25 protein-coding genes, 1 tRNA gene and 1 pseudogene are annotated in these 24,571 nt (G+C 39.7%); 7 read left to right on the top strand and 20 right to left on the bottom strand.

The genetic code is table 11. The features are described 5' to 3' along the window. Positions 1-25: 25 nt before the first annotated feature. From DFO73_RS23370 to DFO73_RS23360, 3 genes are all read right to left on the bottom strand, one after another. Positions 26-829, bottom strand: a complete 804-nt coding sequence (locus DFO73_RS23370) for a hypothetical protein (RefSeq protein WP_110067108.1) — start codon at positions 827-829, stop codon at positions 26-28. A 212-nt stretch (positions 830-1,041) separates the two neighbouring features. Further along, on the bottom strand, positions 1,042-1,236 hold the full coding sequence (locus DFO73_RS23365; protein ID WP_110067107.1) for a hypothetical protein: 195 nt from the start codon (positions 1,234-1,236) through the stop codon (positions 1,042-1,044). Between the two features lie 16 nt (positions 1,237-1,252). Next, positions 1,253-2,236 (bottom strand): tyrosine-type recombinase/integrase, encoded by a 984-nt coding sequence (locus DFO73_RS23360; protein WP_258309717.1) that lies wholly within the window; start codon positions 2,234-2,236, stop codon positions 1,253-1,255. 702 nt (positions 2,237-2,938) lie between these two features. Between DFO73_RS23360 and DFO73_RS23355 the strand changes: the two genes are divergently transcribed. Together DFO73_RS23355 and DFO73_RS23350 are read left to right on the top strand one after the other, a co-directional pair. Further along, positions 2,939-4,825 carry an HsdM family class I SAM-dependent methyltransferase gene (locus tag DFO73_RS23355; RefSeq protein ID WP_110067106.1) on the top strand — a complete coding sequence of 629 codons (1,887 nt, stop codon included), beginning with the start codon at positions 2,939-2,941 and terminating at the stop codon, positions 4,823-4,825. Then, a complete protein-coding gene (locus DFO73_RS23350; RefSeq protein WP_219993449.1) occupies positions 4,809-5,765 on the top strand; it encodes a restriction endonuclease subunit S in 957 nt (318 codons plus the stop codon). Before DFO73_RS23355 ends, DFO73_RS23350 begins: the two co-directional genes overlap by 17 nt. A 40-nt stretch (positions 5,766-5,805) precedes the next feature. Here the strand turns inward: DFO73_RS23350 and DFO73_RS23345 are convergent, their stop codons facing one another. From DFO73_RS23345 to radC, 5 genes are all read right to left on the bottom strand, one after another. After that, positions 5,806-6,246, bottom strand: a complete 441-nt coding sequence (locus tag DFO73_RS23345; RefSeq protein ID WP_110067105.1) for a hypothetical protein — start codon at positions 6,244-6,246, stop codon at positions 5,806-5,808. Between the two features lie 259 nt (positions 6,247-6,505). Further along, positions 6,506-7,339 carry a hypothetical protein gene (locus DFO73_RS23340; protein WP_110067104.1) on the bottom strand — a complete coding sequence of 278 codons (834 nt, stop codon included), beginning with the start codon at positions 7,337-7,339 and terminating at the stop codon, positions 6,506-6,508. A 305-nt stretch (positions 7,340-7,644) separates the two neighbouring features. Then, positions 7,645-8,208, bottom strand: a complete 564-nt coding sequence (locus DFO73_RS23335; protein ID WP_110067103.1) for a tyrosine-type recombinase/integrase — start codon at positions 8,206-8,208, stop codon at positions 7,645-7,647. A gap of 174 nt (positions 8,209-8,382) precedes the next feature. Continuing rightward, positions 8,383-8,448 carry a hypothetical protein gene (locus DFO73_RS29695; RefSeq protein WP_309044237.1) on the bottom strand — a complete coding sequence of 22 codons (66 nt, stop codon included), beginning with the start codon at positions 8,446-8,448 and terminating at the stop codon, positions 8,383-8,385. After that, positions 8,420-8,989: a RadC family protein gene (gene radC, locus DFO73_RS23330; protein ID WP_309044189.1), complete on the bottom strand. Its 570-nt coding sequence runs from the start codon at positions 8,987-8,989 to the stop codon at positions 8,420-8,422. The genes DFO73_RS29695 and radC overlap by 29 nt, the downstream gene beginning before the upstream one ends. Before the next feature lie 472 nt (positions 8,990-9,461). On the opposite strand from radC, the gene DFO73_RS23320 reads away from it, so the two are divergent. The 3 genes from DFO73_RS23320 (at position 9,462) to DFO73_RS23310 (ending at position 12,247) form a co-directional block, all read left to right on the top strand. After that, the gene (locus DFO73_RS23320) at positions 9,462-9,749 is read left to right on the top strand and encodes a helix-turn-helix domain-containing protein (protein ID WP_110067101.1); all 288 of its coding nucleotides are present in this window, start codon (positions 9,462-9,464) and stop codon (positions 9,747-9,749) included. Between the two features lie 45 nt (positions 9,750-9,794). Next, entirely contained in the window at positions 9,795-10,013 is a 219-nt protein-coding gene (locus tag DFO73_RS23315) for a hypothetical protein (RefSeq protein WP_110067100.1), read from the top strand. Between the two features lie 1,202 nt (positions 10,014-11,215). Beyond that, positions 11,216-12,247, top strand: coding sequence for a hypothetical protein (locus DFO73_RS23310; protein WP_110067099.1), 1,032 nt, complete (start codon positions 11,216-11,218; stop codon positions 12,245-12,247). A gap of 80 nt (positions 12,248-12,327) precedes the next feature. On the opposite strand, the gene DFO73_RS23305 is transcribed toward DFO73_RS23310, so the two are convergent. Together DFO73_RS23305 and DFO73_RS28880 are read right to left on the bottom strand one after the other, a co-directional pair. Beyond that, positions 12,328-13,296: a tyrosine-type recombinase/integrase gene (locus DFO73_RS23305; RefSeq protein ID WP_110067098.1), complete on the bottom strand. Its 969-nt coding sequence runs from the start codon at positions 13,294-13,296 to the stop codon at positions 12,328-12,330. Positions 13,297-13,493: 197 nt separating this feature from the next. Further along, positions 13,494-13,590, bottom strand: a tRNA-Sec gene (locus DFO73_RS28880). A 124-nt stretch (positions 13,591-13,714) separates the two neighbouring features. Between DFO73_RS28880 and DFO73_RS23300 the strand changes: the two genes are divergently transcribed. Continuing rightward, positions 13,715-14,143, top strand: a complete 429-nt coding sequence (locus DFO73_RS23300; protein ID WP_110067097.1) for a DUF2621 domain-containing protein — start codon at positions 13,715-13,717, stop codon at positions 14,141-14,143. 260 nt (positions 14,144-14,403) lie between these two features. Here the strand turns inward: DFO73_RS23300 and DFO73_RS23295 are convergent, their stop codons facing one another. The 3 genes from DFO73_RS23295 to DFO73_RS23285 form a co-directional block, all read right to left on the bottom strand. Further along, the gene (locus DFO73_RS23295) at positions 14,404-14,895 is read right to left on the bottom strand and encodes a CcdC family protein (RefSeq protein WP_110067096.1); all 492 of its coding nucleotides are present in this window, start codon (positions 14,893-14,895) and stop codon (positions 14,404-14,406) included. A gap of 405 nt (positions 14,896-15,300) precedes the next feature. Continuing rightward, the gene (locus DFO73_RS23290) at positions 15,301-15,660 is read right to left on the bottom strand and encodes a response regulator (RefSeq protein WP_110067095.1); all 360 of its coding nucleotides are present in this window, start codon (positions 15,658-15,660) and stop codon (positions 15,301-15,303) included. 296 nt (positions 15,661-15,956) lie between these two features. Next, the gene (locus tag DFO73_RS23285; protein WP_110067094.1) at positions 15,957-16,664 is read right to left on the bottom strand and encodes a cytochrome c biogenesis CcdA family protein; all 708 of its coding nucleotides are present in this window, start codon (positions 16,662-16,664) and stop codon (positions 15,957-15,959) included. Between the two features lie 678 nt (positions 16,665-17,342). Here DFO73_RS23285 and DFO73_RS23280 point away from each other — a divergent pair. Then, the gene (locus tag DFO73_RS23280; protein ID WP_110067093.1) at positions 17,343-17,513 is read left to right on the top strand and encodes an aspartyl-phosphate phosphatase Spo0E family protein; all 171 of its coding nucleotides are present in this window, start codon (positions 17,343-17,345) and stop codon (positions 17,511-17,513) included. Between the two features lie 53 nt (positions 17,514-17,566). On the opposite strand, the gene DFO73_RS23275 is transcribed toward DFO73_RS23280, so the two are convergent. The 7 genes and pseudogenes from DFO73_RS23275 to sirA form a co-directional block, all read right to left on the bottom strand. Further along, positions 17,567-18,232 (bottom strand): HAD family hydrolase, encoded by a 666-nt coding sequence (locus DFO73_RS23275; protein ID WP_110067092.1) that lies wholly within the window; start codon positions 18,230-18,232, stop codon positions 17,567-17,569. A 171-nt stretch (positions 18,233-18,403) separates the two neighbouring features. Beyond that, positions 18,404-20,197 (bottom strand): ABC transporter ATP-binding protein, encoded by a 1,794-nt coding sequence (locus tag DFO73_RS23270; protein ID WP_110067091.1) that lies wholly within the window; start codon positions 20,195-20,197, stop codon positions 18,404-18,406. A gap of 4 nt (positions 20,198-20,201) precedes the next feature. Further along, positions 20,202-21,950: an ABC transporter transmembrane domain-containing protein gene (locus DFO73_RS23265; protein WP_110067090.1), complete on the bottom strand. Its 1,749-nt coding sequence runs from the start codon at positions 21,948-21,950 to the stop codon at positions 20,202-20,204. A 109-nt stretch (positions 21,951-22,059) separates the two neighbouring features. Continuing rightward, entirely contained in the window at positions 22,060-22,479 is a 420-nt protein-coding gene (locus DFO73_RS23260; RefSeq protein WP_258309714.1) for a DUF6376 family protein, read from the bottom strand. A gap of 131 nt (positions 22,480-22,610) precedes the next feature. Then, positions 22,611-22,693: pseudogene (locus tag DFO73_RS29690) on the bottom strand (YneF family protein); the annotation flags it as partial. Between the two features lie 470 nt (positions 22,694-23,163). Then, positions 23,164-23,379 (bottom strand): YneF family protein, encoded by a 216-nt coding sequence (locus DFO73_RS23255; RefSeq protein ID WP_026583317.1) that lies wholly within the window; start codon positions 23,377-23,379, stop codon positions 23,164-23,166. 86 nt (positions 23,380-23,465) lie between these two features. After that, on the bottom strand, positions 23,466-23,903 hold the full coding sequence (gene sirA, locus DFO73_RS23250; protein WP_110067088.1) for a sporulation inhibitor of replication protein SirA: 438 nt from the start codon (positions 23,901-23,903) through the stop codon (positions 23,466-23,468). Between the last annotated feature and the right edge of the window lie 668 nt (positions 23,904-24,571).

The following is a 24,571-nucleotide window of genomic DNA, read 5'->3' as shown; positions in this document are numbered from 1 at the left end:
TAATTCTTAACAGTTTCTTATAAAACTAAATAGCTTTCCACCAGTCGTTAAATGATTGATTTAGGGAAATGACTTTAAATTTACGGTTTAAGACTCCATAAAAGAACCCATATGGATTTGTAACACTGCTGAATTTAATCTTCCTAATAAGCGTTCTAAATGCCTGTAAAGCTATTTCAATTATTTCACCTGTTATTTTGTTTTTATAGGCTGAAATAATAACCATCTTCCAATATTCTTCAATCTGTTTTGCATCATCAAAGAAGCATTTTACCAAGCTGACAAATTCTGCTGGAACTCTTTCACTGACAAAAGAAGCATCTAAAGTTTCCCTTTTTGTTTCTGAATAATTTACATCTTCAGTACGTTTATTATTATTTTTGTTGTTAGTTTTAGAAAGATTGTCTGTTTGTGGTGGGTTCAGTTCTTCCGGTTTAGATGGTTCAGCATTAACAGAAATAGAAGGTTCTTCAGCCTTTACAAAACGATTGAACACATAAATGTTACTAGATTTACTGCCGTTCTTCCTTTCTGTTTCATACACGTTTAATAAGCCTAAATTTTTTGCCTTTTGAACCATCCGCTTCACTGTGCTTCTGCTTACAGGCTGATTATTTTCATATGCAGTTTTAGTGATAGTTGCAATTTTGGCATTTGAAACACCAGCAACCTTTGCACAGTATCGTTTAAGGTATTTCAATGCAATCAGTTCTGACTTCGTAAATTCTCTTTTAATATCCAGCATCCACTGTTCAAAGTTGTTGTTAAAATCTTCTATATCTCTGAATTGTGATAAGTTGCTGAAGCTTTCAATGTTACCCTGTTTCATATTACGGTTCCCCCTGTTAAGCACCGGAACCGACAATCAACCTTCACATTATTTTTTTTAAAAAAGGCATCATTAAAGAAGCCTTGCATTTATCTGTTTTTTTCATTAAAATGAAGGTGGTTGTACGGTAATCCGTAGTATTTAATTTGCGGCTTACGTATCGTTTATTTTTTAGTCACCTACTGCAATAGGTGGCTTTTTCTTTTGCCTTTTTAACGGCTGTTTCTTTCAGCAAGTGCCTTCCTATATAGTTCCAGCTTCCATTGCAACAAAGCTTGTTTGTATTCATCTGAAAATGTACCAGCGATTCTATTCTTTGTGCTGAATACTTTGTTTGTTTCCTTCAGATACCATACAATAGCATCTTCTATTTTCATTTCATCAATGTTTGGAAACTGAAAATTCATCAGAAAATACCTCTTTCTACTTCTTTTTAAATACTCTGTTCCAAGGCGAAAAAGTATTATGTTGTTTCTTTACATCTGTATCTGTCATTTGAATATATTTCCGTACCATAGACATATCTGTGTGCCCAAGAATCTTCTGCAAGCTGAAGGGGTCACCGCCATTCATAATGTAAAATAAAGCACCTGTGTGTCTGAAGGTATGGGGTGAAACTCTCTTATCATCAATTCCTGCAGCTTGTCCTAATTCTGTTAATCTCCTTCGCCAAGTGTTACTGACTATTGGTCTACCATCATAGGTAACAAACAATATTTCACAATCAAAATCTTCAGTTTCTGCCATGTATTCTTTCAGCAACTTAACTGTTTTTGTGGAAATAGGAACAGTTCTAGCACGCTTGGTTTTTGTTTTGTGTGGTTCAAGCTTTATCTGCCCACTTTTCAAGTCGACATTGCTTCTTTTTATATTCAGCAATTCCGAAATTCTAACCATTGTGTCAAGCAAAGTATAAATCATTACTCTGTCACGGAAACCCACATATCTTGAATCGTCAATTTGGTTCAGCATTCCTTTTACTTCTGCAGGTGTGAATGCTTTAATTTCATCTTCATGAGTTTTCACAGGTTTAAACCGTTCATGTATAGGTTCTTTTATCCAGCCTTCCTGATAAGCATGTCTTAAAAAAGCACGTAAAGTCCTTATTCTTACATTTGCAGTTGTCGGTGCAACCTTCCTTTCCTGAAGCATATATGAAATGTATTCTCTGAAAGTTTCAAGGGTGATTTCTTCATTTGATATGTCACCACCTGAAAAGTCTGTGAAATACTTTAGGTGTTCGTAATAGCAATACAAAGTTGGTTCAGCTAATCCTTCAGATTCCTTGTAATCCATGAACTGTTCAAACATTTCATATAACGAAAAATTTTGTTCAACTGACTTTACACGCTTTACTGCTGTATTTCCCCTTGCACCTTTTCGTTTTGTTTTTGGTAAAATTGCCACAAAAAAATCCACCTTTCTTTAATAGATTGGTGGATTTAACGCATACGGATACACTGAAAAAGTTACCGCATATTATGTAATTTTCAGAAGGAATACTGGTGTTAGTTTATCAGGAAATCACAGTTCAAATCACTGTCAAATCAAAGAATAAAAAACTGCCTGAACCCTTGATAACACTGGTTTATTTTGGCGGGACCGCCTGGGAATCGAACCCAGCTGACCTGGCACGCAGGTCACAAGCGGTTTTGAAGACCGTGAGATAATCATTGGCGGCGGCATCCTTACCAAAACCCAATAATAGCAAGGTTTAGCTACCCATACCCAACGGATTTATCAAGTTGTACTGTTCAGTTTTTTCGTAGTCGCTACAGTCTTATTATAGTTGCAAGATGAATCGAATTACAAGAGCTATGTTGAGAAGCTAACGGCGCATTCACAAAAAAGACTCCCATTGCGGTCAACAAAAAAGGCTCCATTAAACCAGGATTTGTTTGGATGTACAAAGGTCTTTTCATAGAATATAATTATAATAATTATCTATCTGCATGAATTAAACCGTTCTCGCCCATGGAGTCCCTTATAATCAAGGGCTTTTTTATGTTAAATAGGATTTTAGCACCATTTAAACTTTGCTAAAATAATAAAGGATAGGTAATTCATTTGCATTGGTTAATATTACTGCATTTATATGGAGGGTACAGCATGTCAAATGAGCGTATAACAGAAAATTTGGTAAGGGATAAACTTCGAGACTTAAGTTATTATAGCGCAGATAATGATGTACGTGTAGAAGAACAAAAAAGTGAAATTCAGGCTGTAAAAAAATATCTTAAAGAAGCGAGTAAGTCTGGAAAAGGAGGAAAAGGTTCACCCGAGTTTATTATTTCATCCGAGACAACTCCTGACTTTTTAATTGTCTTCGAGTGCAAAGCAGATGTAAGGTACCATGAAAGTACAGAACATAACGAGCCAGTAAAGTATGCAGTTGATGGAGCACTACACTATGCAGCAAAACTTTCAAAAGAGTTTAACGTTATTGCAATAGCTGTGAGTGGCCAGACAGAATCAAGCATGAAGATATCTTCATATATTCATACAAAAGGCGCGGCTGAACCAAAAGAATTGTTAACCAAAGGTGGAAGAAGTATAACTGAAATAATTCCTTGGGAAGACTACATAGAGCACGGAACGTTTGACCCTGATGTTCAGAGAATGAGATATAACGAACTAATGGCATTCTCTCGTACTCTTCATGAGTTTATGCGTGACCACGCAAAGCTTACTGAAAGCGAAAAACCTTTATTGGTAAGTGGTACTTTGATAGCGTTATATAATAGTGGATTCGCTAAAAGCTTTGATGCATATTCCCCCGAGGAATTACAAAGACACTGGCTGCATTACATCACAGAAGAAATAAACAAAGCAGATATTCCTAATTCAAAGAAAGCTAATATGACTCAACCTTACTCTTCAATTGCAGTTCATCCAGAGCTTGGAAAAGCGACTAAGGCTTATCCAAAAGGTGTGCTACATGAATTAATAAAAATGCTGAACGAAAAGGTTTGGCCTTTCATAAGTGTTTATCATGATTTCGATGTTGTAGGTCAATTTTATGGAGAATTCCTTAAGTATACAGGCGGAGACAAAAAAGCCCTTGGTATAGTGCTAACACCTAAACATATAGCCGAGCTATTTACTTTAATTGCGAATTTAAAGAAAGATAGTAAGGTGCTGGATTTTTGCTGTGGCACTGGGGGCTTCCTAGTATCTTCAATGAATGCCATGATGAAATTAGCTGTAACAGAGGCAGATAAGAAAAGGATTAAGGAAAAAGGATTAGTTGGGGTTGAACAACAACCAAATATGTACGCATTGGCTGCATCTAACATGATTTTGCGAGGAGATGGCAAAGCAAACCTATACCAAGGCAGTTGCTTTGAACCTGCGATTGTAAAAGCATTAAAAGCACACAAGTGTAATGTTGGGATGATTAATCCGCCGTATTCCCAGTCAGATGAAGATTTGCATGAGCTTGTTTTCGTCCGTGATATGCTTAATTGCTTAGTTAAAGGCGGAACAGGAATTGCAATTGTTCCTATTACATGCGCAACTTCACCCCACCCAATAAGAGAAGAGATTCTGAAACACCATACATTAGAAGCTGTAATGTCGATGCCAGGAGAATTATTTTACCCTGTAGGTACCGTAACCTGTATTATGGTATTTACTGCACACACTCCACATGAAGATTCCAACAAAAAAACTTGGTTTGGATACTGGAGAAATGACGGATATGTAAAGACAAAGCACAGAGGGAGAATTGACCTTCGTGGGACTTGGCCATCTATTAGGGATAGCTGGATTGAAGCATATCGCAACAGAGATGAAATTCCTGGCTTAGCTGTAAAAAAACAAGTTGACCATACTGATGAATGGTGTGCAGAAGCATATCTTGAAACAGACTATTCGAATTTGACAGCAAAAGACTTTGAAGAGGAAGTTCGTAAATATGTTGTATATCGAATGGTTAATGAAGTGGATGTAACAACTGACGACGATGAGGAAATTGACGATGCCGAAATTGAGTAATTTGTTTGAAATAACATATGGAAATAAATTGGATTTCAATAAAATGACAGTAGTAGAGAACAGTGAAGAAGGCGTTAATTTTGTTGGGCGTTCTAGTCAAAATCACGGAGTAACAGCTAGGGTTAAAATATTAAAAGAGCATGAGCCTTATGAAAGTGGCCTTATTACAGTGGCACTTGGAGGGACAAAATTACTTTCATCGTTTGTTCAAGAAACACCTTTCTATACTGCACAGAATGTTGCGGTATTAAAGCCATTACAGGAAATGACCTTTGAACAGAAAATTTTTTATTGTATCTGTATTAGGCATAATAGGTTCCGATATAGTGCATTTGGTAGAGAAGCGAATAGAACTTTAAAAGACCTTGAAGTGCCGCCAATTACAGAAATACCTGATTGGGTGGTTACTACAGAACAACCTAAAGTTGCTGACTTAAGAAAACCTATACTTACTGAAAGGCCTGAGCTAGACACTCAAAAATGGCAATGGTTTAAATTTAATCAACTGTTCGACGTAAAAAAAGGAAAACGTCTTACTAAAGCAAACATGACTGAGGGAGACACGCTATTTATAGGGGCAGTAGATAAAAATAACGGGATAACAGCCAAAGTAGGACAGGGTCCTATTCATAGTGGAAACACTATAACTGTAAACTACAACGGGTCAGTAGGTGAGGCGTTTTATCAACCTGAACCATATTGGTGCTCTGATGATGTTAATGTGCTATACCCAAAATTTGAAATGAACCCATATATAGCCTTGTTTCTGAACACTGTTATAAGACAAGAAAAGTATCGTTATAATTATGGTCGAAAGTGGCATTTGCAACGTATGAAAGCTACTCAAATTAAGCTACCTGTCGATGCTAATGGCGAACCCGATTGGGACTTTATGGAGAGGTATATCAAGAGCTTAGACCTGTCAGGAAACATTCAATAAATTTGGAACCAACAAGGAGGCTTGTTGGTTTTTTTAGTTATCACGATACTTTAGTCGCTCTTGAAGGTCTAACAAGGTCACTCCCCCTCTGTCCCCTGTACCATCTAGTCATAACAGTCTTATATGGTACATCATATATTTCAGCCCATTCGATAAGCGGCCTGGTCTCCTCATTTATTTCAGCGTACTTGGTGTCCCGTTTATTCCTACATTGTTGATGCAGTTCAATCCATTTACAGTTAGAAGGCTCATAATTCCCATTAACATTAATGCGTTCCAGACTCAACCCATCCTCGTACCCATTAGACATTGCCCAATGATAAAACGCCAGGAAATCATTTCTCCATTCATCACTGATTGTTATTCCCCGCCCACCATAGTTATGGTAGTTAGATGCTTTAGGATTTGTGCATCTTTGTATCACCTTTCTCCATAAATTATGTATTCGAGTCTTAGATAAACCGTGTTTATATACTCCCATTTTATCTGCCTCCACTGAACTGTTTTCAAAAAAATAACCAGTTCATTTAGCAGCGTCAAGACAAAATTATGTTATTTTAATCACTACTCCCTCCCAGACGGAACGGCGGATACTGTTTGTAAATAAAGTGGTCGCTAAACTAAATAAAGCCTTCTAGCCAGTCATATCAATACATTGCTGGTTAAAAGGCTTTTTTTATTGACATAGTTGGTGTAAAAAAAAATAAAACGCGAATATAAACCTTACTTCAAAAAGCGTTTCATTCTATTGTTATGTTAATGCTAGGATGGCTTTTTATTATTTCCAGCGCTTCCATAAATGGTTTTGTGTCAACTAGGTTTATTTTAATATTTCCTTTTTTAAATTCTTCTTCACTTTTAAATGCTACAAATAAAGGAAGTTTTCCTCCATTGTCTTTGATGATGCCATTTAAATGTTCTATCCCCTTTATAACGGTTGGTGCAATATCGTAAATGAAATCCTGATATAAGTTCTCAATAAACATCATGGAAATCTCTACATGAGGGTCAACATTAATTAGTTTTGGCATTCTCTCGATGTCTTGCCTGGAGTGCTTCCAACCACTGAATTTTAATAAAGTTTCTCTATCTGCAAAAATTCCACTATCACCTATAAGGCTTTTTTTAATATGCCCTAAAGGGAAACTATAATGGACAGCATATTGCCTCATCATTGCCATAAATCTGTATGAGACATGACCATCATAAAAGCTACTTGCTTTTTTTCTAAATTGTTCCATTCTGGCTTTTCCAAAGTGTTTTTTGTTGTGCCTTTCACCGTAGTCGATAAACATTGATAAAGAAGATAAATAATTGATTAGCAAACGGTTTGCTTCATGATATACGTTTTCTTCATCTGTTTTTAATTTTTCTTCGATGGAAGAGGAATAATCTAAATATTCTTTTCCGTTTCTTTCAAGAAGATTATTGACCTTTGACATAGCGTTAATTTTATGAGCTTCGCTAAGTGTATTCCTATGATTATCATATTCTTCTTTTGTTATATGTTTTTGAATATTAAATAGATGCTCCCCATCTTTTGTACGTTCCCTATAGCCAATTCCGTAAATCATAAATCTCACCCTCCAGATATACTTTTGGTTCTCTATAGTTTTCGCTTACTCTTTTCATGTTATTGTTTCCTTCTGTACTTCACAAGTGAAAGTATCTACAATGGAGTAGTATGTTGGTTTATAGTAATTACCAAGAAGTCTGGGTCAGGTATGCATAATGTTCCACGTACATCACAAGCTGAAAGCCATTTTCGCATATGAATAGCCAACCTCGTAAAAAGCAACTTAAAGATTCACTATGCTTCCTTTGCTTTACTAAATCTTTTCCTGCATTTATCTCTCCTAATGCCTCATTTCCTGTCCTCCTACAATACAAATTCATTTAAGCTGTCCTCAATTTCTTCCTGGGTGATTCCAATATACCGCTTTGTAATTTCTGGCTTTGAATGGTTCAGGATTTCTTGCAACTTGGCAACGTCCTTAGTCTGCTTATAAAACCAGTAGCCGAATGTCTTCCTCATGGTATGGGTTCCAATGCCATCCTCAATGTCTACCATTTTAGCTGCCTTTACAAGCTGCCTATATGCCTGAGTGGTAGTGATATGGCTACCGCCTTGGCGGCTGGGAAAAAGCCATGCCGTCCCTTCCAGTAGCTTTATATATGATTGTATTTCATCATAGATGTTTGTAAGCTGTATTACTCTTGGCTTCTTGGTCTTTCCTTCCTTAACCGTGATTTTCTTCTTCCCCTTAACCTGTTTTATCTTGAGTTTTACCAGGTCGCCAACACGCAGCCCTGTATTGATGCCGATAAGGAACAGGATATAATCCCGCTGGCCGCACCATTTCTTCAAACTCCATTTCACATCCTCCAGTTTTTCTTTGCTCCTGATTGGTTGAACATCATAAACCTCTGCTTTAGTCGTCATTTTTCTTCGTCTCCTTTCAATTCAGTAAAAACAGGAAAATGAGTGTATGATTTTTTTTATAAAAACTGGGATTGCACCAAAAATGGCACCATCCCAAGAATACAAAGGAAATGAGTGTATGATTTTGGCTATTTTCTTACACTGAAAAAGACTGACCAATACATCTAGCCAATATTACAAATAACCCTTTTCTTTTAAGCTAATGTATTTTTCAGCGCCAATGATAACGTGGTCCAGCACCTCTATTCCCCACTTTCCCCACTTCTACTAGCCGCTTAGTTACCTCTATGTCTTCTCTTGAAGGCTCTGGCTGCCCTGAAGGATGATTATGAGCTACAATAGCACTGGCGCAACATCTCTTTATCAATGGAAGGAAAGTTTCTCTTGGATGAACAATACTAGCATTTAACGAACCAGTGAACACCGTTTGTCTAAACATTACTTCGTTCTTGGTATTCAATCCTAAGCATACAAATTCTTCACGGTGCAGGTATTGCATGTCTTTCAGGTAAGTAAATGCATCTTCTGGACTTCTAATTGCAAATCTTTCTTCTGCTGTACTAGGATTTAGTCTAGCTAACTTTAATGCTGCGATAATTTGTTGTGCTTTCACTTTTCCGACACCTTTGATTGCCAGTAGTTCTTCCTCTGTAATTTCCAATAGCTCTTGAATTGAAGGAAAGCGGGTAAAAATTTCACTAACAATATAGCTGTCATCCTTTTCACGGATAGTCGTCGCTAATAGCATTTTAAAAGTAAATTTATCGAATTGAGTGGTCATAATAATTTCTTCCTAATAATTAAAATAAAAAAAGGAGAGACGAATGTACGCCTCTCCAATTGATTGATATAAGTTTTTCTGTATACTATAGATAATTGATATTTTTTCTTTTGATGAGACCGTTCCAGCGGCTCATCTTTTTTTATGCACACTACTAGCCCTGAATGCACCTCACTCAAGGCATGATTTTTATATCTTATTTCTAATATCCTTTTTTCATCCTGTCTTTCGTCTCTACTATTCCCCCCTTTCTTATTCATTGGACTTCTTATGTTTGCTGTTCACATCACCTCCTTTCAATCTCACTAATTTTTTTCTGAAAAGTTGAAGAAATCTATTGACTTTCTTTTCTTAAATGGTTTCGATGTAAGTGTTCAAGGTATATGTCGAGGTTTCTCCTCGGTTCCTCTCTAGCCGTCTCTAGTGGGGCGGCTTCCCTAACAAAAAAACAAAATATTAAGGATGATGATATATGATTACACCAGAAGAGCGTGAGAGCCTTATGCGAGCAATGGAAATTAAACATGTTTTAGTGGAATGTGACGGCTTACCATTACACCGCTGCTTAAAAATTAAGCGAGTCCACGACAACTTCACACAAATAGAGCTGGCTGCCATTCTCGGTATGGGTGCATCGACTCTTTCAGAGGTTGAAAAAGGCAAACGGAGAGTCCCTTACAAGTACCGTCAAAGGGTAGAGAACTACCTGTATCATGAGATGTACCATGATAAACAGTTTGTAGGAGAAATAGAGCAATAATGGCTACCTGCCCAATCTTGACACATATAGAAAGGATGAAAGACAATGACTGACCATAAACAGATAATCGAGCGCTTAAAACAACAAAACATGAATCCAGACTTACCTCAAAGCCAACGTGAAGCTAATAAACACCGAATAACCTGGCTTGAAATACTCCATAAGGAAAAGCCTTCAAAGACAAAGACCGTCTATTACGACGCCGTACAGCAACGTCTGGCACATGGGTATTCCGTGAGTCCTGCGTCCTTGCTGAATGATTAAGGGTTTCCCCTTCTAATTGAGGCGTGGAGAGGCTGGGTTTGGGCAAAGCCCAAGGTCTTAAATGGGCAAGGATAGCTCCCAGCCACCTTCTCTACCCTTTCACTGCTACACTAGAAAACCGATGAACACTCCCATTAACTTCTAATTGAGTATGTGTCATCGGCACAGATTGCCGCAGCAGTGAAAGTGTCTTTGGTCAAGGGCTTTGAAGTTTAGCGGTAGCTAAAGTTTTGCGACCAAAGGGAGCAACCCTTTACCAATGACATGGGATGGACATCTCTTATGGCTTTTATGGTTTCGGCGTGTGCACTAAATGAAAGGCATTCACCTCATAAGGGGCAGGAACTATACCCCTTCCAGCCGTAGGCAAAATGACTTCTCACGGAGAGGGGGTGGGCATGTTAGAGCGTCCGAACCCTTCACAGCTACATTACTGCTCACAGAAATCTGAGCTATTTTTTTGCCTATATAGTGAAATTATTTCTACAATTATACTGAGGCTTGGCTTTTCCATAGTAGTCATTTGCTTGTGGAAAGTCTGGTGTTTGTGATGATTGACTCTCGGACACACATCTAGCTTTGTACGTAGACAATCTCTCTCTATGTTGAATGGCTTGCGAGGGATATGGTACATCCACCTCAACTTGGGTGCAGGAAGGTACTCTCCAATAATCCGTATGGGTTGGCGGCAATTAGTTACCTTCTACGCTAAATGTCTTCTGATGCATGATATTCTTTTCCTCCTTCAATTAGAGAATGGCTGCGGGTCAATAGATACATACATCCCTAAAAGAGAGTGTGATAGAGGACTCAGGTACCTTGTCTGCTAAATCGTACTATAGAGACACCCTCCCTTAATTCAATCATGGGTGGTTAGAAATACCCGTCAGCTCTTGTTGTTTCATGGGTGCTCAGAGAAACTCTCCTTTAATCCATATGGTTGGAGAAGGGAGTAACAACCCTACATCATTTGTAAGACTGTGCTTACAGGTACTCTCCCATTATTGATGGGTGATTGTACTTCTATAGCCACCATGCTATCTCTGAATGTTATTTGGCAAAATGAGAGTAATATGACTGCACCGAGTAACAAAAGATAGCCTATCAATCAAAGAATTAGTCCCTTTAGTGACTCTTACTATATATAGCTTTATATTACTAATAGGAGTCACAGAAGGGACCAAATTATGGAGGTACCTACATTGGATAAAGTAACATTGAATTATGAGCAACTTAGAGCATTTACTGAATGGGGAGTAGCAACCGCCCGCAAGAAGAATCCAATGGCGAAGAAAAAACACCTTGAAAGCATGGGGATGCAGGATGTGGAGGTAGTTGGGAAAGGTACAAGAGCTACCTTCACATTCACAATCCCTCCTGGATTCTGGAGGATGGTGCTAATACCATCTATGGATTACAGAGAGTGGGGCGTGGATTACATAAACATTCTGATTGAAGACGGAGACATCCTGAACACTTCTGATGGAATTCTTGTGTTGTTTGCTACCGAAATTTATGAGACCTTAGCTAAGAAGCACCAAGTGGATAAAGAGACAGTAAAGACTACATGTACACGATTGCGTGGCTATCTTTTGAAGCGTGACTACATCCGTAATGGCGGCCCGCAGGATTTAAAAAGTCACCGTGTGAAAAGAAAGACTGAATGGGGCTGGCAGAAGGGACCAAATGCCGTCATGTATGATACCAGGGCCCGTAAGGTATGGAAAGACTTTTTCCACAGACAGAATGACTTGTACCGCACGTATAACCCACAAGCTGAAAAAGCACCTGCATATATCTATGCACAGGAGGCTAGAGAGCTATATCAAAAGAATATGACTTTCTTTCTTCAAGTAGATTACTACCGAGTAGCCAAGCGGACTATCACCAACGACAATCTTCTGGCTGACATCAATTATGCTAGAAGCACATTCTTAGAAACGCTGGACATGGGAATTGTGCGTAAAGAGATTGCCAAGCGTCAAGAGGAGTACATGGCCGAAAAGGAGCGCAGAGATTCAGCCCATAAACGCTATCTGGAGGAGATAAAAACGCAGATGCCTTCTAGAGATGAGCGTAAGGCCATACGAGATGAATTAAAGAAAATAGCCAGCAGCACTTCTTTCCAACAAAGAAACATGACTCAGGCACAGAGAGAAGAGTTAGACCGAGTAATGGAGGAAATACTCGACAGGACCATTGAAGAAGTAAAAGCATTAGACGGTGAAGAATAAAGAGGTGCACAGTTTTCAAAAGCGCGTCGGCCATAGTAAAATTAAAAAGAGCCGCCTTAAAAGATGGCGGCTCCGCTGGTTTACTTATACAGGTAGTTAATAGGTGAATAGCTATTATGCTGTATCTGAACATCTGTACTCGTCATTTGAATGTAGCGGCGTACCATGTTCATATGTGAATGCCCTAAGATGCGCTGGAGACTAAATGGGTCCCCGCCATTCAAAATATAAAATAAGGCTGCTGTATGACGAAATGTATGCGGGGAAACCCGCTTATTCTTAATCTGTGCTATTTTACCGTATAAAGCCAAGTTATCCCTTACAGTAGCCTCAGATATTCTTACCCCTTCATATGTCAGAAAGGCATATTCATTGCCAAATTCAGCGGTCTCCTGCAAGTAATCCTCTAATAGTTTGATGGTTTTCAAGGATAGCGGAACCACCCGAGCAACTCTTGTCTTGGTGTCGGCTGCTTCAAGCTGAATAAAGCCCTTCTTCAAGTCTATATTCTCCCGCTTTATGTCTACCAGCTCGCAGACTCTGACCATCGTATCCAGTAAGACGAAGACTATAACTTTTGTACGGAACCCTGTATAAGATTCGTTATCAATGGCCCCGATTAATTTCCGTATTTCATCAGTCGTCAAGGATTCCACGTTATCAATAGGAGCCTTAACAGGCTTAAATCGCCTATGAATAGGTTCTGTCACCCATCCCTTCTCCTCATAGCAGAAGCGTATAAATGAACGCATGGTACGGACCCGTATATTAATGGTAGCTGGGGCCAGTTCCATTTCTTCCGCCATATGGCTTATCCACCCGCAGAAAAGCTCCATTGTCATTTCTTCCTGGCTTAAGTCCTTTCCTGTATACCGCATAAAGTAGTCGAAATTGATGTAATACTCCTTAATAGTGCGGCGGGCCAACCCTTCTGACTTTTTAATAAGCATGAACCTTTCAAACATCTCTGTCATGGTGTAAGTCTGCTCATTAGTTTTTGGTGCTGATTGTTCCCTTCTGAATTTCCTGCTAACTGTCCTTTTTTGCATAACAAAAGCCCCCTTAATATTAATTAAGCGAGCTACGAATCAAACAGTCTTCTTGAAAAGTCTCAATTAGTCTTCTATGCCAGTCCCTAACAGTCTTCCCTAAAACTGAACGAAAACTGTACGGGAAATCCCTATGTATGCTTAATCCAATGCAAAGGGCAGATTATGGCTTAAACCCTTGCGGCTGTAGTCTTATTTGGCGGGACCGCCTGGGAATCGAACCCAGCTGACCTGGCACGCAGGTCACAAGCGGTTTTGAAGACCGTGGAGGGCACCAGCACCCCAATCAGCCCCGTAAAGACTCTTATTATTATAAAGGCAAATGGTGCTCCTTTCAAGACTAATGCTTCCTTTCTTGTCGAAAAGGGTGCACAAGGATTATAATAGGGACAGAAAATTATGTGTGTAGGTGAAGGAAATGCAACTTGAAGGCTGGTTTTTGTGGTTTATTTTATTCTGGGTTGTGGTTCTGATTTCATTCTTCGCGATAGGCGGCTTTTTCATGTTCCGGAAATTTTTGAAGCGAATGCCGAAAGAGGATGGCAAATCAGATCTTGATTGGGAAGAGCATTATGTGAATGAAACGCGCCATCTTTGGCAGCAGGAGGAAAAGGATCTGCTGGAGGATCTCGTTAGTCCGGTGCCTGAGCTGTTCAGGGATGTAGCGAGAATGAAGATTGCCGGGAAGATTGGCGAGCTTGCCTTAAAGGAAAAGGCAACAAAAATTGACCAGGATCTTTTGATTCGGGGATATATCTTAGCTACCCCAAAACGGGATCATAACTTCCTGCGCAAAAAATTAACAGAAAAACAAATCAGTATGACACCGTATGAGCATTTGTTTTAGGCCATTTCGGGGATCCGAAGTGGTTTTTTTTATTTAAAAAGTGTGAAAAGCTTAATGTATATAAGCACCCTGTTGATTGGAGCGGAAGGCACGAGACTCCTGCGGGAAAAGCGTACCCAAGGGAGACCCGGCAGGTGTGGAGCACCGAGAAGGCTCCCGGACCGCCCGCGGTTTGCTGAGTGCCTGCAGCGGAAATCAACAGGCCAGTGAACCAGAGCGCAAACAAAAAAGCTACCGAACCTAAACCCGGTAGCTTCTACTTATATTGTCGTCTTCGGATTCCCCGCCCCATAAAGCTCCTGATGCAGCTTCCGATAATTCATATACATCGCAATCCTCCAAGGCACAATCATGGCAAAAGCAAGGATCCAGAACATCCCGCTCAGCTCACCATAGTCAATCGTTGAGCTAAGGACCATTTTTCCAATAATCCGTACTACAAGCAATCCTATCAATATAAAAGCAAATGCTTTTGAACGCTTAAGGTAGATTTCGTTGTCCCTGATTTCAAAGGAAGATGTTTTGATCAGCAGGATGGAGAACAGCATTCCCACTGTGGCAGCTTCCAGGATCTCCATTGGAGTCACTCGAAAATAGGGGACGACAAACATGAGCGCACCAGTGCTCATGAAAATCGGCGGCAAGATGATTTTCTTGGCAGAAGCCGGCTTCTTGGCTGCTTTCATGCGGATGAACATCACGAAGATTGCCATAAACACGGCGCCGATTGATGAAATTAATACAAAATCCATTCGATTTCATCCTCTGTTTCATTAGATTACTTTACTTATTATATATTAAAAGGCTTGGTTTAGATACGATTTTTGAAAATGTCCACTATTAATTAGGCTCTGCTAAAGCTATTGTTGTTTTTAGCACCCTGTCGATTGGAGCGGAAGGCATGAACTCCCCGAAAATGCATTCTCATTTTCTTCGTGCGGTGTTTATACGAGAATGCTTATTCAACGTCCTGCGGGAGTGCGGAGCAAAGGGAGATCCCGCAGGAGCAAAGCGGCGAGGAGCTTCTTACCGCAGCGGAAAGGGAGTGCCTCGTGCTGAAATCAACAGGCAAATTTAACAGAGCTTATAATTAAAAAAGCCAACTCCATCTGATACCCGGACACATCATTATGTCCAGGGTACCCAGAGTCAGCTTTTTATCTTAATACCCTATTGACCGCTTCCAATACACGCCCTTCATCAAAAGGCTTTACAATAAAATCCTTTGCACCCGCTTCAATGGACTCGACCACTACCTTCTGCTGACCCATGGCAGAGCACATGATAATCTTCGCATTGGGATGATCATTTTTTATTTCCTTCATGGCCTCAAGTCCAGTCATTTCCGGCATGGTGATGTCCATCATCACAAGATCTGGAAGGTGATCCCTATATAGCTGTACAGCTTCTTTGCCGTTCTCCCCTTCTCCTACAATTTCATGGTCGGCTTTTGCTAGAATACTGCCCAGCGTGACTCTCATAAACTTTGCATCATCGACTATTAAAATTCTTGCCACCGCTGTTTCCCCCTTGTACTGCATTGGAAGCTCTATCTCTATTATACTTCTTTCATAGTAAAAAATACCCAAAATTATAAAACAACAAACTCCCCGAATAGTAAAATGGCAACACTTCCACAAAAATACAATTATCCACGCTGAAAGAACACATACTACAATATATCGAACTATCAGACAAATTTCAATTTAAAAAGTGCGACAAATTTCGACCAGTACACTTTTGACTAGTAGCCCTTTTTACTTATATCAAATAAAAAGCAGCACATTCCCAATTTGAATGTGCTGCCTATTTTTTAAAAACCAGTAAATCCGCCAAATAAAGGTGATAAAATCGCGATAATCTTGGTCATCCAGTCAAAGAACAGGACAACACCCATGATCATCATTAAAACACCGCCAATTTTCATAATCTTGACGCTGTTTCGCTTGATCCATTGCAGCTTTCCGACGAAGAAGGAAAGGACGAAGAATGGAATTCCGAAACCAAGTATATAAGCAATCATATAGACCATAGCTGATCCTGGGTTAGCTGCAGCAAGAGAGATTACTGCTCCTAGAATCGGCCCTGTACACGGTGTCCAGCCGGCCGCAAATGCCATCCCGATTAAAATTGATCCCAGAAATCCAGCAGGACGGTTTTTAAACTCGAAACGCCTTTCCTTCATTAAGAATTCCGGCTTGATCACTCCCACTACGACCAGCCCGAAGAAGAAGATAAAAATGGCCCCAAGCTGGCGGATCAGATCCTGATATTCATTGAAGAAACGTCCGATAAAGGTGGTTCCAAACCCAATCGCTATAAAAATCGCCGAAAAACCAAGCAGGAAGAATAATGTATGCAGCATGCTCCGTCTTTGCAGCATGGCATTCTCTTCTTTTATCTCCCCTACTGACATTCCTGTAATATACGATAAAAACGCCGGATATAATGGCAGGCAGCATGGCGATATAAAGCTTAAAAACCCTGCCCCTAACGCAATAAATACATTTAAATCTGTCATAGTCACAACTCCTGATACTCATTCGTTCCTATTTATTCTAACAAATACCATGCTGAAAAGATAATGGATAGAATGTGAACGTTTTGTGTCTAGAAAAATACCTCTTTTGGTATTCTGAATTAGAATTATTATAAGTCTTTGTTATTGCTCAACTTTCTTTTTAGCACCCTGTTGGTTGGAACGGAAGGCACGAGATCCTTGGAAAATGCATTCGCATTTCCTTCGTGCGGTGTTTACTCGTGGATGCTTATTCAAAGTCCTGCGGGAGTATGGATCAAAGGGAGACCCCACAGGCGCATGGCGCCGAGGAGGCTCCCGGACCGCCCGCGTTCGCTGAGTGCCTGCAGCGGAAATCAACAGGCCAATGTAACAAGGCATTAAAAATCTTACAGCTTAATTCACAAGTATTAACTGGAAACTCCCTTACATCTCTGGAAAAATCCCTAAACAAGCTCTATAATAAACCATATTAATTTTCAACCTAAAACATGTTTTTTTAATGTAAATGTTATTAAACTTTAAAGGAAGTTTCTTTTGAATTTATTACCATAATTCGATATACTATAGTATATCTTAACAAATTCTGTTATTATCTTTCAGCATTTGACATGGAACGTAATTGGCAGCTGAATTTTACATATAATGCGACGAGAAACCACCAGAGAGGAATTATTGGCCATGTGTAAACAAGACTTGCTTTCATTGATCGAACAGAAGAGAACGGAGTTAATTCAAGTGGCCATGAAAAGCGGCTTAAACTCTTCGGCGGCAATCCAGTACAGCCAGGAACTTGATGCCCTATTAAATGAATACAATCGAATCTTTATTAAAAAAGTGCAAACCCATTGAAAAACGATCTGCATCGGAAGCAGATCGTTTTTTCAATACACAAACAGCGTTTTTTATTTACATAATATAAATTTATTAAATTCTTCCACTGTACCAAAGTAATAGTTCGATTCCCTTTTCATTTGTTTTTTGATTTCAGGAATACAGTGAGACCAACCGGCAGCGGCAAAATCTACCTGACAGCTTCTTGCCATATCCAATCCAGGCTTTAAGTCATCCAACATAAGTGCTTCCGTTTCTTTGAGATTGAAGCGTTTTAATATTTCCTTAATCGGATAAGGATGTGGTTTTCTTTGATGCTCTTGAAGTTCCCATCCAAAGATTGCATCCGGCAAAAATCCGCAATGGATCGAATAATCTCTTTCAATTCGGGTTCGCTCAGAATGAGAAACAACCGTCACAATTCCGCCTTGCTTTTTAAATTCTTGAATGGTTTCAACAAAAAGCTCATAAAAGTCTGGCACAGTCGTTTCGGTATATCGCTTCCATATTTCTTGCTGATGTTGAAGCTCTTTATCTGTAAATTTAATGATATCCTTACACAAGGAAGAAAACCCTGGATGGAAGCAGTATCGAATAAAATCTTCAAGGCTAATCGGTTCCTCTTTTGGCCGCAGGCTTTTAAGAGCTTCTACAAAAGATGGATAATGTATGTCTGGTGTGCTTTTTACTGCCGTATCGTCGTGGTCCAAGATTAGACATTTATATTTTAGCGCCATATGATCCCCCTATAAAATTATCAATCTCTATTCATAAGCCAGCATTTAATTTAACATAAATTAGAACATATGGACAATGAGTATTTCACGTCATTTTTTACGCAAAAAAAATAGTCCAATTTATTTTTCAAATTGGACTAAATGATCGTGTGTTTTTTACTTTTATCCAGCTTATCCGATCGCATCCTCCACTTTTTCAGCAGATCCATTCTGAAGCAAGTACATCTTATGATATAAGCCGCGTTTCGAAAGCAGCTCCTGATGTGTTCCTCTTTCAACGATTTCCCCTTGATGAAGCACAATGATCAATTCTGCATCCTGAATAGTAGAAAGGCGGTGAGCAATCGCAATGGTTGTTCTGCCCTTCCGCATTTTCTCCAATGCGATTTGGATCGCTTCTTCCGTTTCTGTATCGATATTCGCAGTCGCTTCGTCCAGCACCAAAATCTTCGGATTGGTAGCAATCGTTCTCGCAAAGGCAATCAGCTGTCTTTGTCCGCTTGAAAAAGTAGAACCCCTTTCCGCCACTTGATGGTCATAGCCGTCTTCCAATTTATTAATGAACGTATGCGCCTGAACAAACTGGGCTGCTGCTTCAATTTCATCATCTGTCATATTCTCAGTATAAAGCCTGATGTTATCCTTGATCGTTCCATAAAAAAGGAAAGGATCCTGAAGAACGAGCCCCATCTTCGTCCGGAGTTCATCCTTTGGATAGGATTTAATGCTTTTTCCATCAATTAAGATATCTCCGCGTTCAAATTCATAGAAACGCATCATTAGGTTGATAATTGAACTTTTTCCACTGCCCGTATGTCCTACTAGCGCTACTGTTTCTCCCGGCTTTGCTGTAAAAGAAATATTCTTCAGCACATCCCGTTTACCGTCATAGGAGAAGCTTAGGTTTCTGAACTCGATTTCCCCATCCGTGATTTTGGCAGAGTCCTTCTCCTTTTGCGGTGGGGCAAGCTCTATTTCATCTAATAGTGCGAAAGCTCTTGAAGCCGCAATGATGGCCTGCTGGTACATAGAAAGCCTCATCATGATCTGATTCACCGGCTCAAAGAAACGGTCCAGATAGCTGACAAACGCATAAAGCACCCCGATTTCAATGGGACTATTAAAAGAAGAAATCCCAAAGAAACTCAATACTATGATAAGGGCAAGCACATAAACAAGGTCGATAGCCGGTCTCAATAACAGTCCATCCATTTTGATATTCCGCATTCCGGCATTATAATGCTGCTCATTAATATGGCCAAATTCCTTCCGCAGCCTATTTTCCTGCCTGAACACCTGAATAATGGACATCCCCTGCAATGATTCGCTAAGCTTCGCATTCAGCTGGCTCAGCCTTTCCCTCAGATCCTTATAAAAAACTGAACTGTATTTCCGATAGGTTCTCATAATCATAAAAAGGATCGGCAGTATCACCAGACAGAACAACGCAAGCTTTACGTTTAAAATGAACATCGCCACAAATATCCCTGTCAGGAGGAAAGCTCCCTGAATGAACGTGACTAAAACACTCACGAACATATCTTTGATCGCTTCCGTATCATTCGTTACCCTTGAAACAATGCTGCCCGCAGGCGTTTTATCAAAGTATTTTAAGCCCAATGACTGTACTTTTGAAAAAACGTCTACACGAAGCTGCTGGATGATTTTCAAAGCGATTTCCTGGAACTTTAACAGCTGAAAATAAGAAACCAGCACATTCATAATCTGAATGCCCAGGTATGCAGCACCCAAAGCAAATAACGGCTCAAAAACCAGATTTCTTGGTGTCAAATAATCATCGATGAAGATTTTTACCAGAATCGGCCCCAATATGTCTCCTATCGTGGTTACCAGGAGCAGACTGAATGCTAGCAGAATCGTTTTCTTATGCGGTTTTGTATAGGAGAGCAGCCGGAACAGGACCTTTCGCTGCTCTTTTCCTTTCATAACTGGTGTTTTTTCCATTTTCTTATCCCCCATGCTCCACAAGCTCTTCAAGCTGCTGGCGCAAATACATATCCTTATACCAGCCCTCTTCAGCCATCAAATCATCATGCGTCCCCCGCTGAACAATCTTTCCTTCATCCAGGACAAGAATGAGATTCGCATGCTGGATGGCACTAAGGCGATGAGCGGTAATTATCGTGGTTTTGCCTGCCCGCTCTTCTCTTAATGAAGTCAGGATCGCTTCCTCAGTTTTGGCATCGACTGCAGAAAGGGAGTCATCCAAAATTAATACCTCCGGATTCATGAGCAATGCTCTCGCAATGGAGATCCGCTGCTTTTGCCCGCCAGAAAGGGATACGCCTCTCTCGCCAACAACCGTTTGATATCCATCCGTAAATTCGAGAATATCCTCATGGATATTGGCGAGCTTTGCTGCAGCGTAGACCTTTTCAAGCCCGGCATCCGGCCTTGTAAAAGCAATATTTTCTGCAACAGTGGCCGAAAACAGGAAGTGTTCCTGGGGTACATACCCAATCGCTTCCCTCAGCTTCTCCATTTTATAGAGGTCAATTGGATGTTCTGCAAAAAGGATTTTCCCCTTATAGCCTTCAAACTCGCGAATCAAAAGTTTCAGCAGAGTTGTTTTACCCGTACCTGTTTTCCCGACAATCCCAAGAGTCTCGCCCCTTTGCAGCCTAAAATGAATATCTTTAAGCAGTGCTTCATTTTCTCCCGGGTAAGTGAACTCCTCAATTTTGTATTCAATATCCCCGCTTGGCACTTCATTGATGCCAGACTGATCATCTTTGATATCGATTTCTTCTGCAAGCAAAGCGGAAACACGGTCATACGAAGCACGGCCTCTCTCCACGATATTGAACAGCCAGCCAAATGCAAGCATCGGCCAAATGAGCAGCCCCAAATATGTTGTAAACGACACAAGCTGCCCAATCGTTAATTCTCCTGCCAATACATATCTTGATCCGAACGCAATGGATAAAAAGAAAGAGATCCCGACAATGATTGAAATGGTTGGGTCAAATAAAGAGTCAACTTTGGCAACCGAAATATTCTTTTGCACCACATCTTCCGATTGTTTACGAAAATCTTCAATATCCTGTTTTTCCTGTCCAAAGGTTTTAATGACTTTGATCCCGGATACGCTCTCCTGTGTTTTATCATTTAATGAAGAAAAAGCCTCCTGCGCCTTGTGGAATCGTTTATGCAGAAGCGTCCCATACCAGCTCGTAAGAAGTGCCATAAATGGCATCGGAATCAAGCTGATAAGCGTAAGCTTCCAGCTGATCGTCGTAGCCATGGCGATAATCACGAAGCCGCCTGTCGCCAGTGAATCCACAAATGTGAGAACCCCTGCTCCTGCAGTCTGCTGAATAGCCTGAAGATCGTTTGTCGCGTGTGCCATCAAATCACCGACTCGCTTTTTCTGGTAAAAAGACTGGGACATTTTTGTAAAATGGTGATAAAGCTTATTCCTCAATAAGTTTGAGAGCTTAACCGCCGATCCAAAAATCATGATCCTCCAATAATAACGAAGCACATACATCATAAGCGCAACAACAGCCAGGAGCCCAATCCACATCAAAAGCCTTTGTGCTGTCAGCTCTCCATTTTTAATCGAGTCGACCACAATCCCGACTACTTTTGGCGGAACCAGCTGCAAAAGCGCCACAAATAACAGCAGAATTATCCCGTTTACATACGCTTTTTTCTCCTGTTTAAAAAACCACATCAAATCCAAAAAGACCTTCATACCCTATCCTCCGAATACCGTAACATGATAATAGCTTAAATAGTTTAACAAATATTTCAAAAATAAGGAAGATTTTTATTAGCAAAGAAAAAGCACCCTCGTGGATGCTTTATTGTCCTAATGATTCGATTCTATTTATTAAACTGGTTACTTCATTAATTGTTGTAAACACCTCTGAACTCTCCAGCTTATCCAGTGCAAGTTTACCATTCTCTAATACTTTGTTGATCTCAGCAAGAAGCGCCTCATTTTGATTCACTAATTCCTGATGAATATCCTCCGCTATCGTTGGGATGTCATTCAATGCGATAAATTCCTCTACATCCTGTTTAAGAGTAATCAATCGATCCTCAAGCTCTTGTTTTAATGCTGGATCCGCTGCTGCCTCTTCCGCAAAGTTATTTAGTGTATTGATATGTTCAGTCGCCTGGTTTACATAGTCAATGGAATTATTCACTTCCCCTAAAAATGAACAGCCGCTTAATAACATTGAAATGGCAAGGAGCCCGGTTAGCAGTAATTTTTTCATTTGTTCTTTCCTTTCATGATTTGTCATAGTATATTTACGGCTGGTTTTGAGGAAGGTTTCATTGAATTCATAAAAAAACACCCTCCTGTTTTTAACAGAAGAGTGGCCGTTGATGGGAAGCTTGTCCGTGATTACTTGCCAGTCTGATTGTTCATGGCATTCATCATTTGGTTGATCTTCTTTTGTTAGGCTTCATGCGCATTTTCATCATCAGCATTTACTCAAAAAGAATTTCCTCTTCTATATAAGTTTCACCCTCTGCAGACCCATTCCAATGTCTAATTGCATAAAAAGAGAGCCTAGAATACTCTAAGCTCTAAAGAATTATAGGGGGTCAACTGTTTGAATAGTTCGACCAATTAAAGTATAACACTATTCAAAGTATTTTTTCAATACGATAAAGCGAAAACGCATAAAAGTGTTAAAATATTAATTATGTGTCTCCTTACTTTATTAGCCTACTCGCTGAAATCAGGATTAACAGCCAAGGAATATTTTTATGACGATAGATTGACCTCTTCTGCCCTACATTTGATTTAAACGCTTTTTTAAAACAACCTCTTAAAAACAAAAAACCACTCTTCTCTGCTAAGTTTTCAACAGAAAAATAAGTGGCTAATTGTTAAATGGTGAGGGTTAAGTAATTACAGAGAAACCCTTACATATCCTATCGCTTGACCCTGATTACTTGCCAGTCTGCTTGTTCATGGCATTCATCATTTGGTTGATCTTCTTTTGTGATGGCTTCATGCCCATTTGCATCATCATCATTTTAAGCATTTGTTCGTTAATTGGCGGATTTTTCTCTAGGTAGCTCATCATGTATTTTCGAGCAATGAAAAATCCTAGTGCTACACCAGCAAGAAGCGCCAGTATACCGACTAGAATATACATCCACATAAATACTTCCTCCTTCATGTTGTCTATCATACAGTGTACTAGACCAAAGGTTATTATACAATATTTGCTTCATATTTTCTCTTATTTTAGACGAATTTTCTTTCTTTAATCGGTTTTAGCCACCCGTAGCGCTTATGCTGAAGATCAACAGCCAGAAAGGAAGACTCGCTTTTTCGCAGCACCTCGAAAAATAGCGTCTCAGCCTCGTAGCTGCCTGCCGCTTCTAAAACCAGACACCGGTCAAACACTTCAAGCTTCGCCTTGCTTTTTTTATTCATCTCTATATAGTATGCACTTTTTTCTATGAAAAAGTCCTTTTTCCTTTGAAGCTGCTGGTGAATATATTGATGTAACCGTAACCCCGGGATGGATTTTGTGACAAAATCGATCTGTTTCAAAAGAATAGACTTCATTTCACCGGACGAATGCTCAAACTCCTCAAACAACTGAAAAAACATACGCTCTCTTCCAAAATAATGGGACGCAAATTCATCTTCTATTAAATACAGTTGATAAGCTCTCATTCGGCCCCTCCTTCCGGGACTATCCATTTCTTTCAATTATAAGGAAACAAAAATAAGGAATCTGTCTGAAGATGTCAAAAACTTTCACTAATTTTGTCGAATGCGTAGAAATCGGATCATTAAGAGGATTCTTGGTGGGAGATTAACATTCTTTACTGCTATTTCGACTTCTTTATTAAGTGCATAAAAATTTACTTTTATTTTAGCTTTTCCCTGTTTTGGTGGCAGGTAATCCTGTACGTTGGAGAATTTTTTTGTACTTTTATTGGTTAAAATTGCTGCTCGGCCTTATGTAGAGAACGATCATTCTTTTACACCCTAAAATTGGTCTTTTTAAATACTTATACGACAATCCTTTCTATCAAATCCACATTCTGGGCCGTCAAAAACTCTTCATGATGACACTTTTTCCTATTAAAGTCGACATGACTGCTCCATGACGACTTTTCCTTCCTTCTTTCCAATTAGGTAGATATGGATTCTCTACGACGACGATCTTCTCTGCTTTGTGCCAATTGCGTGCTGAAAACTTGCTCCCATCCACTATTCATCTTCACCATCCCACCCTTACCAAAATCGAGTAGAGGGAAAATAAATGTATTATTTTCGCCCCTCTCACAACACCGTACGTACGGTTCGCGTATACGGCGTTTCAATTTATATCACAG

The organism is Cytobacillus oceanisediminis, from assembly GCF_003182355.1.
Taxonomy (GTDB): domain Bacteria; phylum Bacillota; class Bacilli; order Bacillales; family Cytobacillaceae; genus Cytobacillus; species Cytobacillus oceanisediminis_A.
The sequence above is the reverse complement of the archived record's forward strand: the minus strand, read 5'-3'. Positions and strand labels throughout refer to the sequence as shown.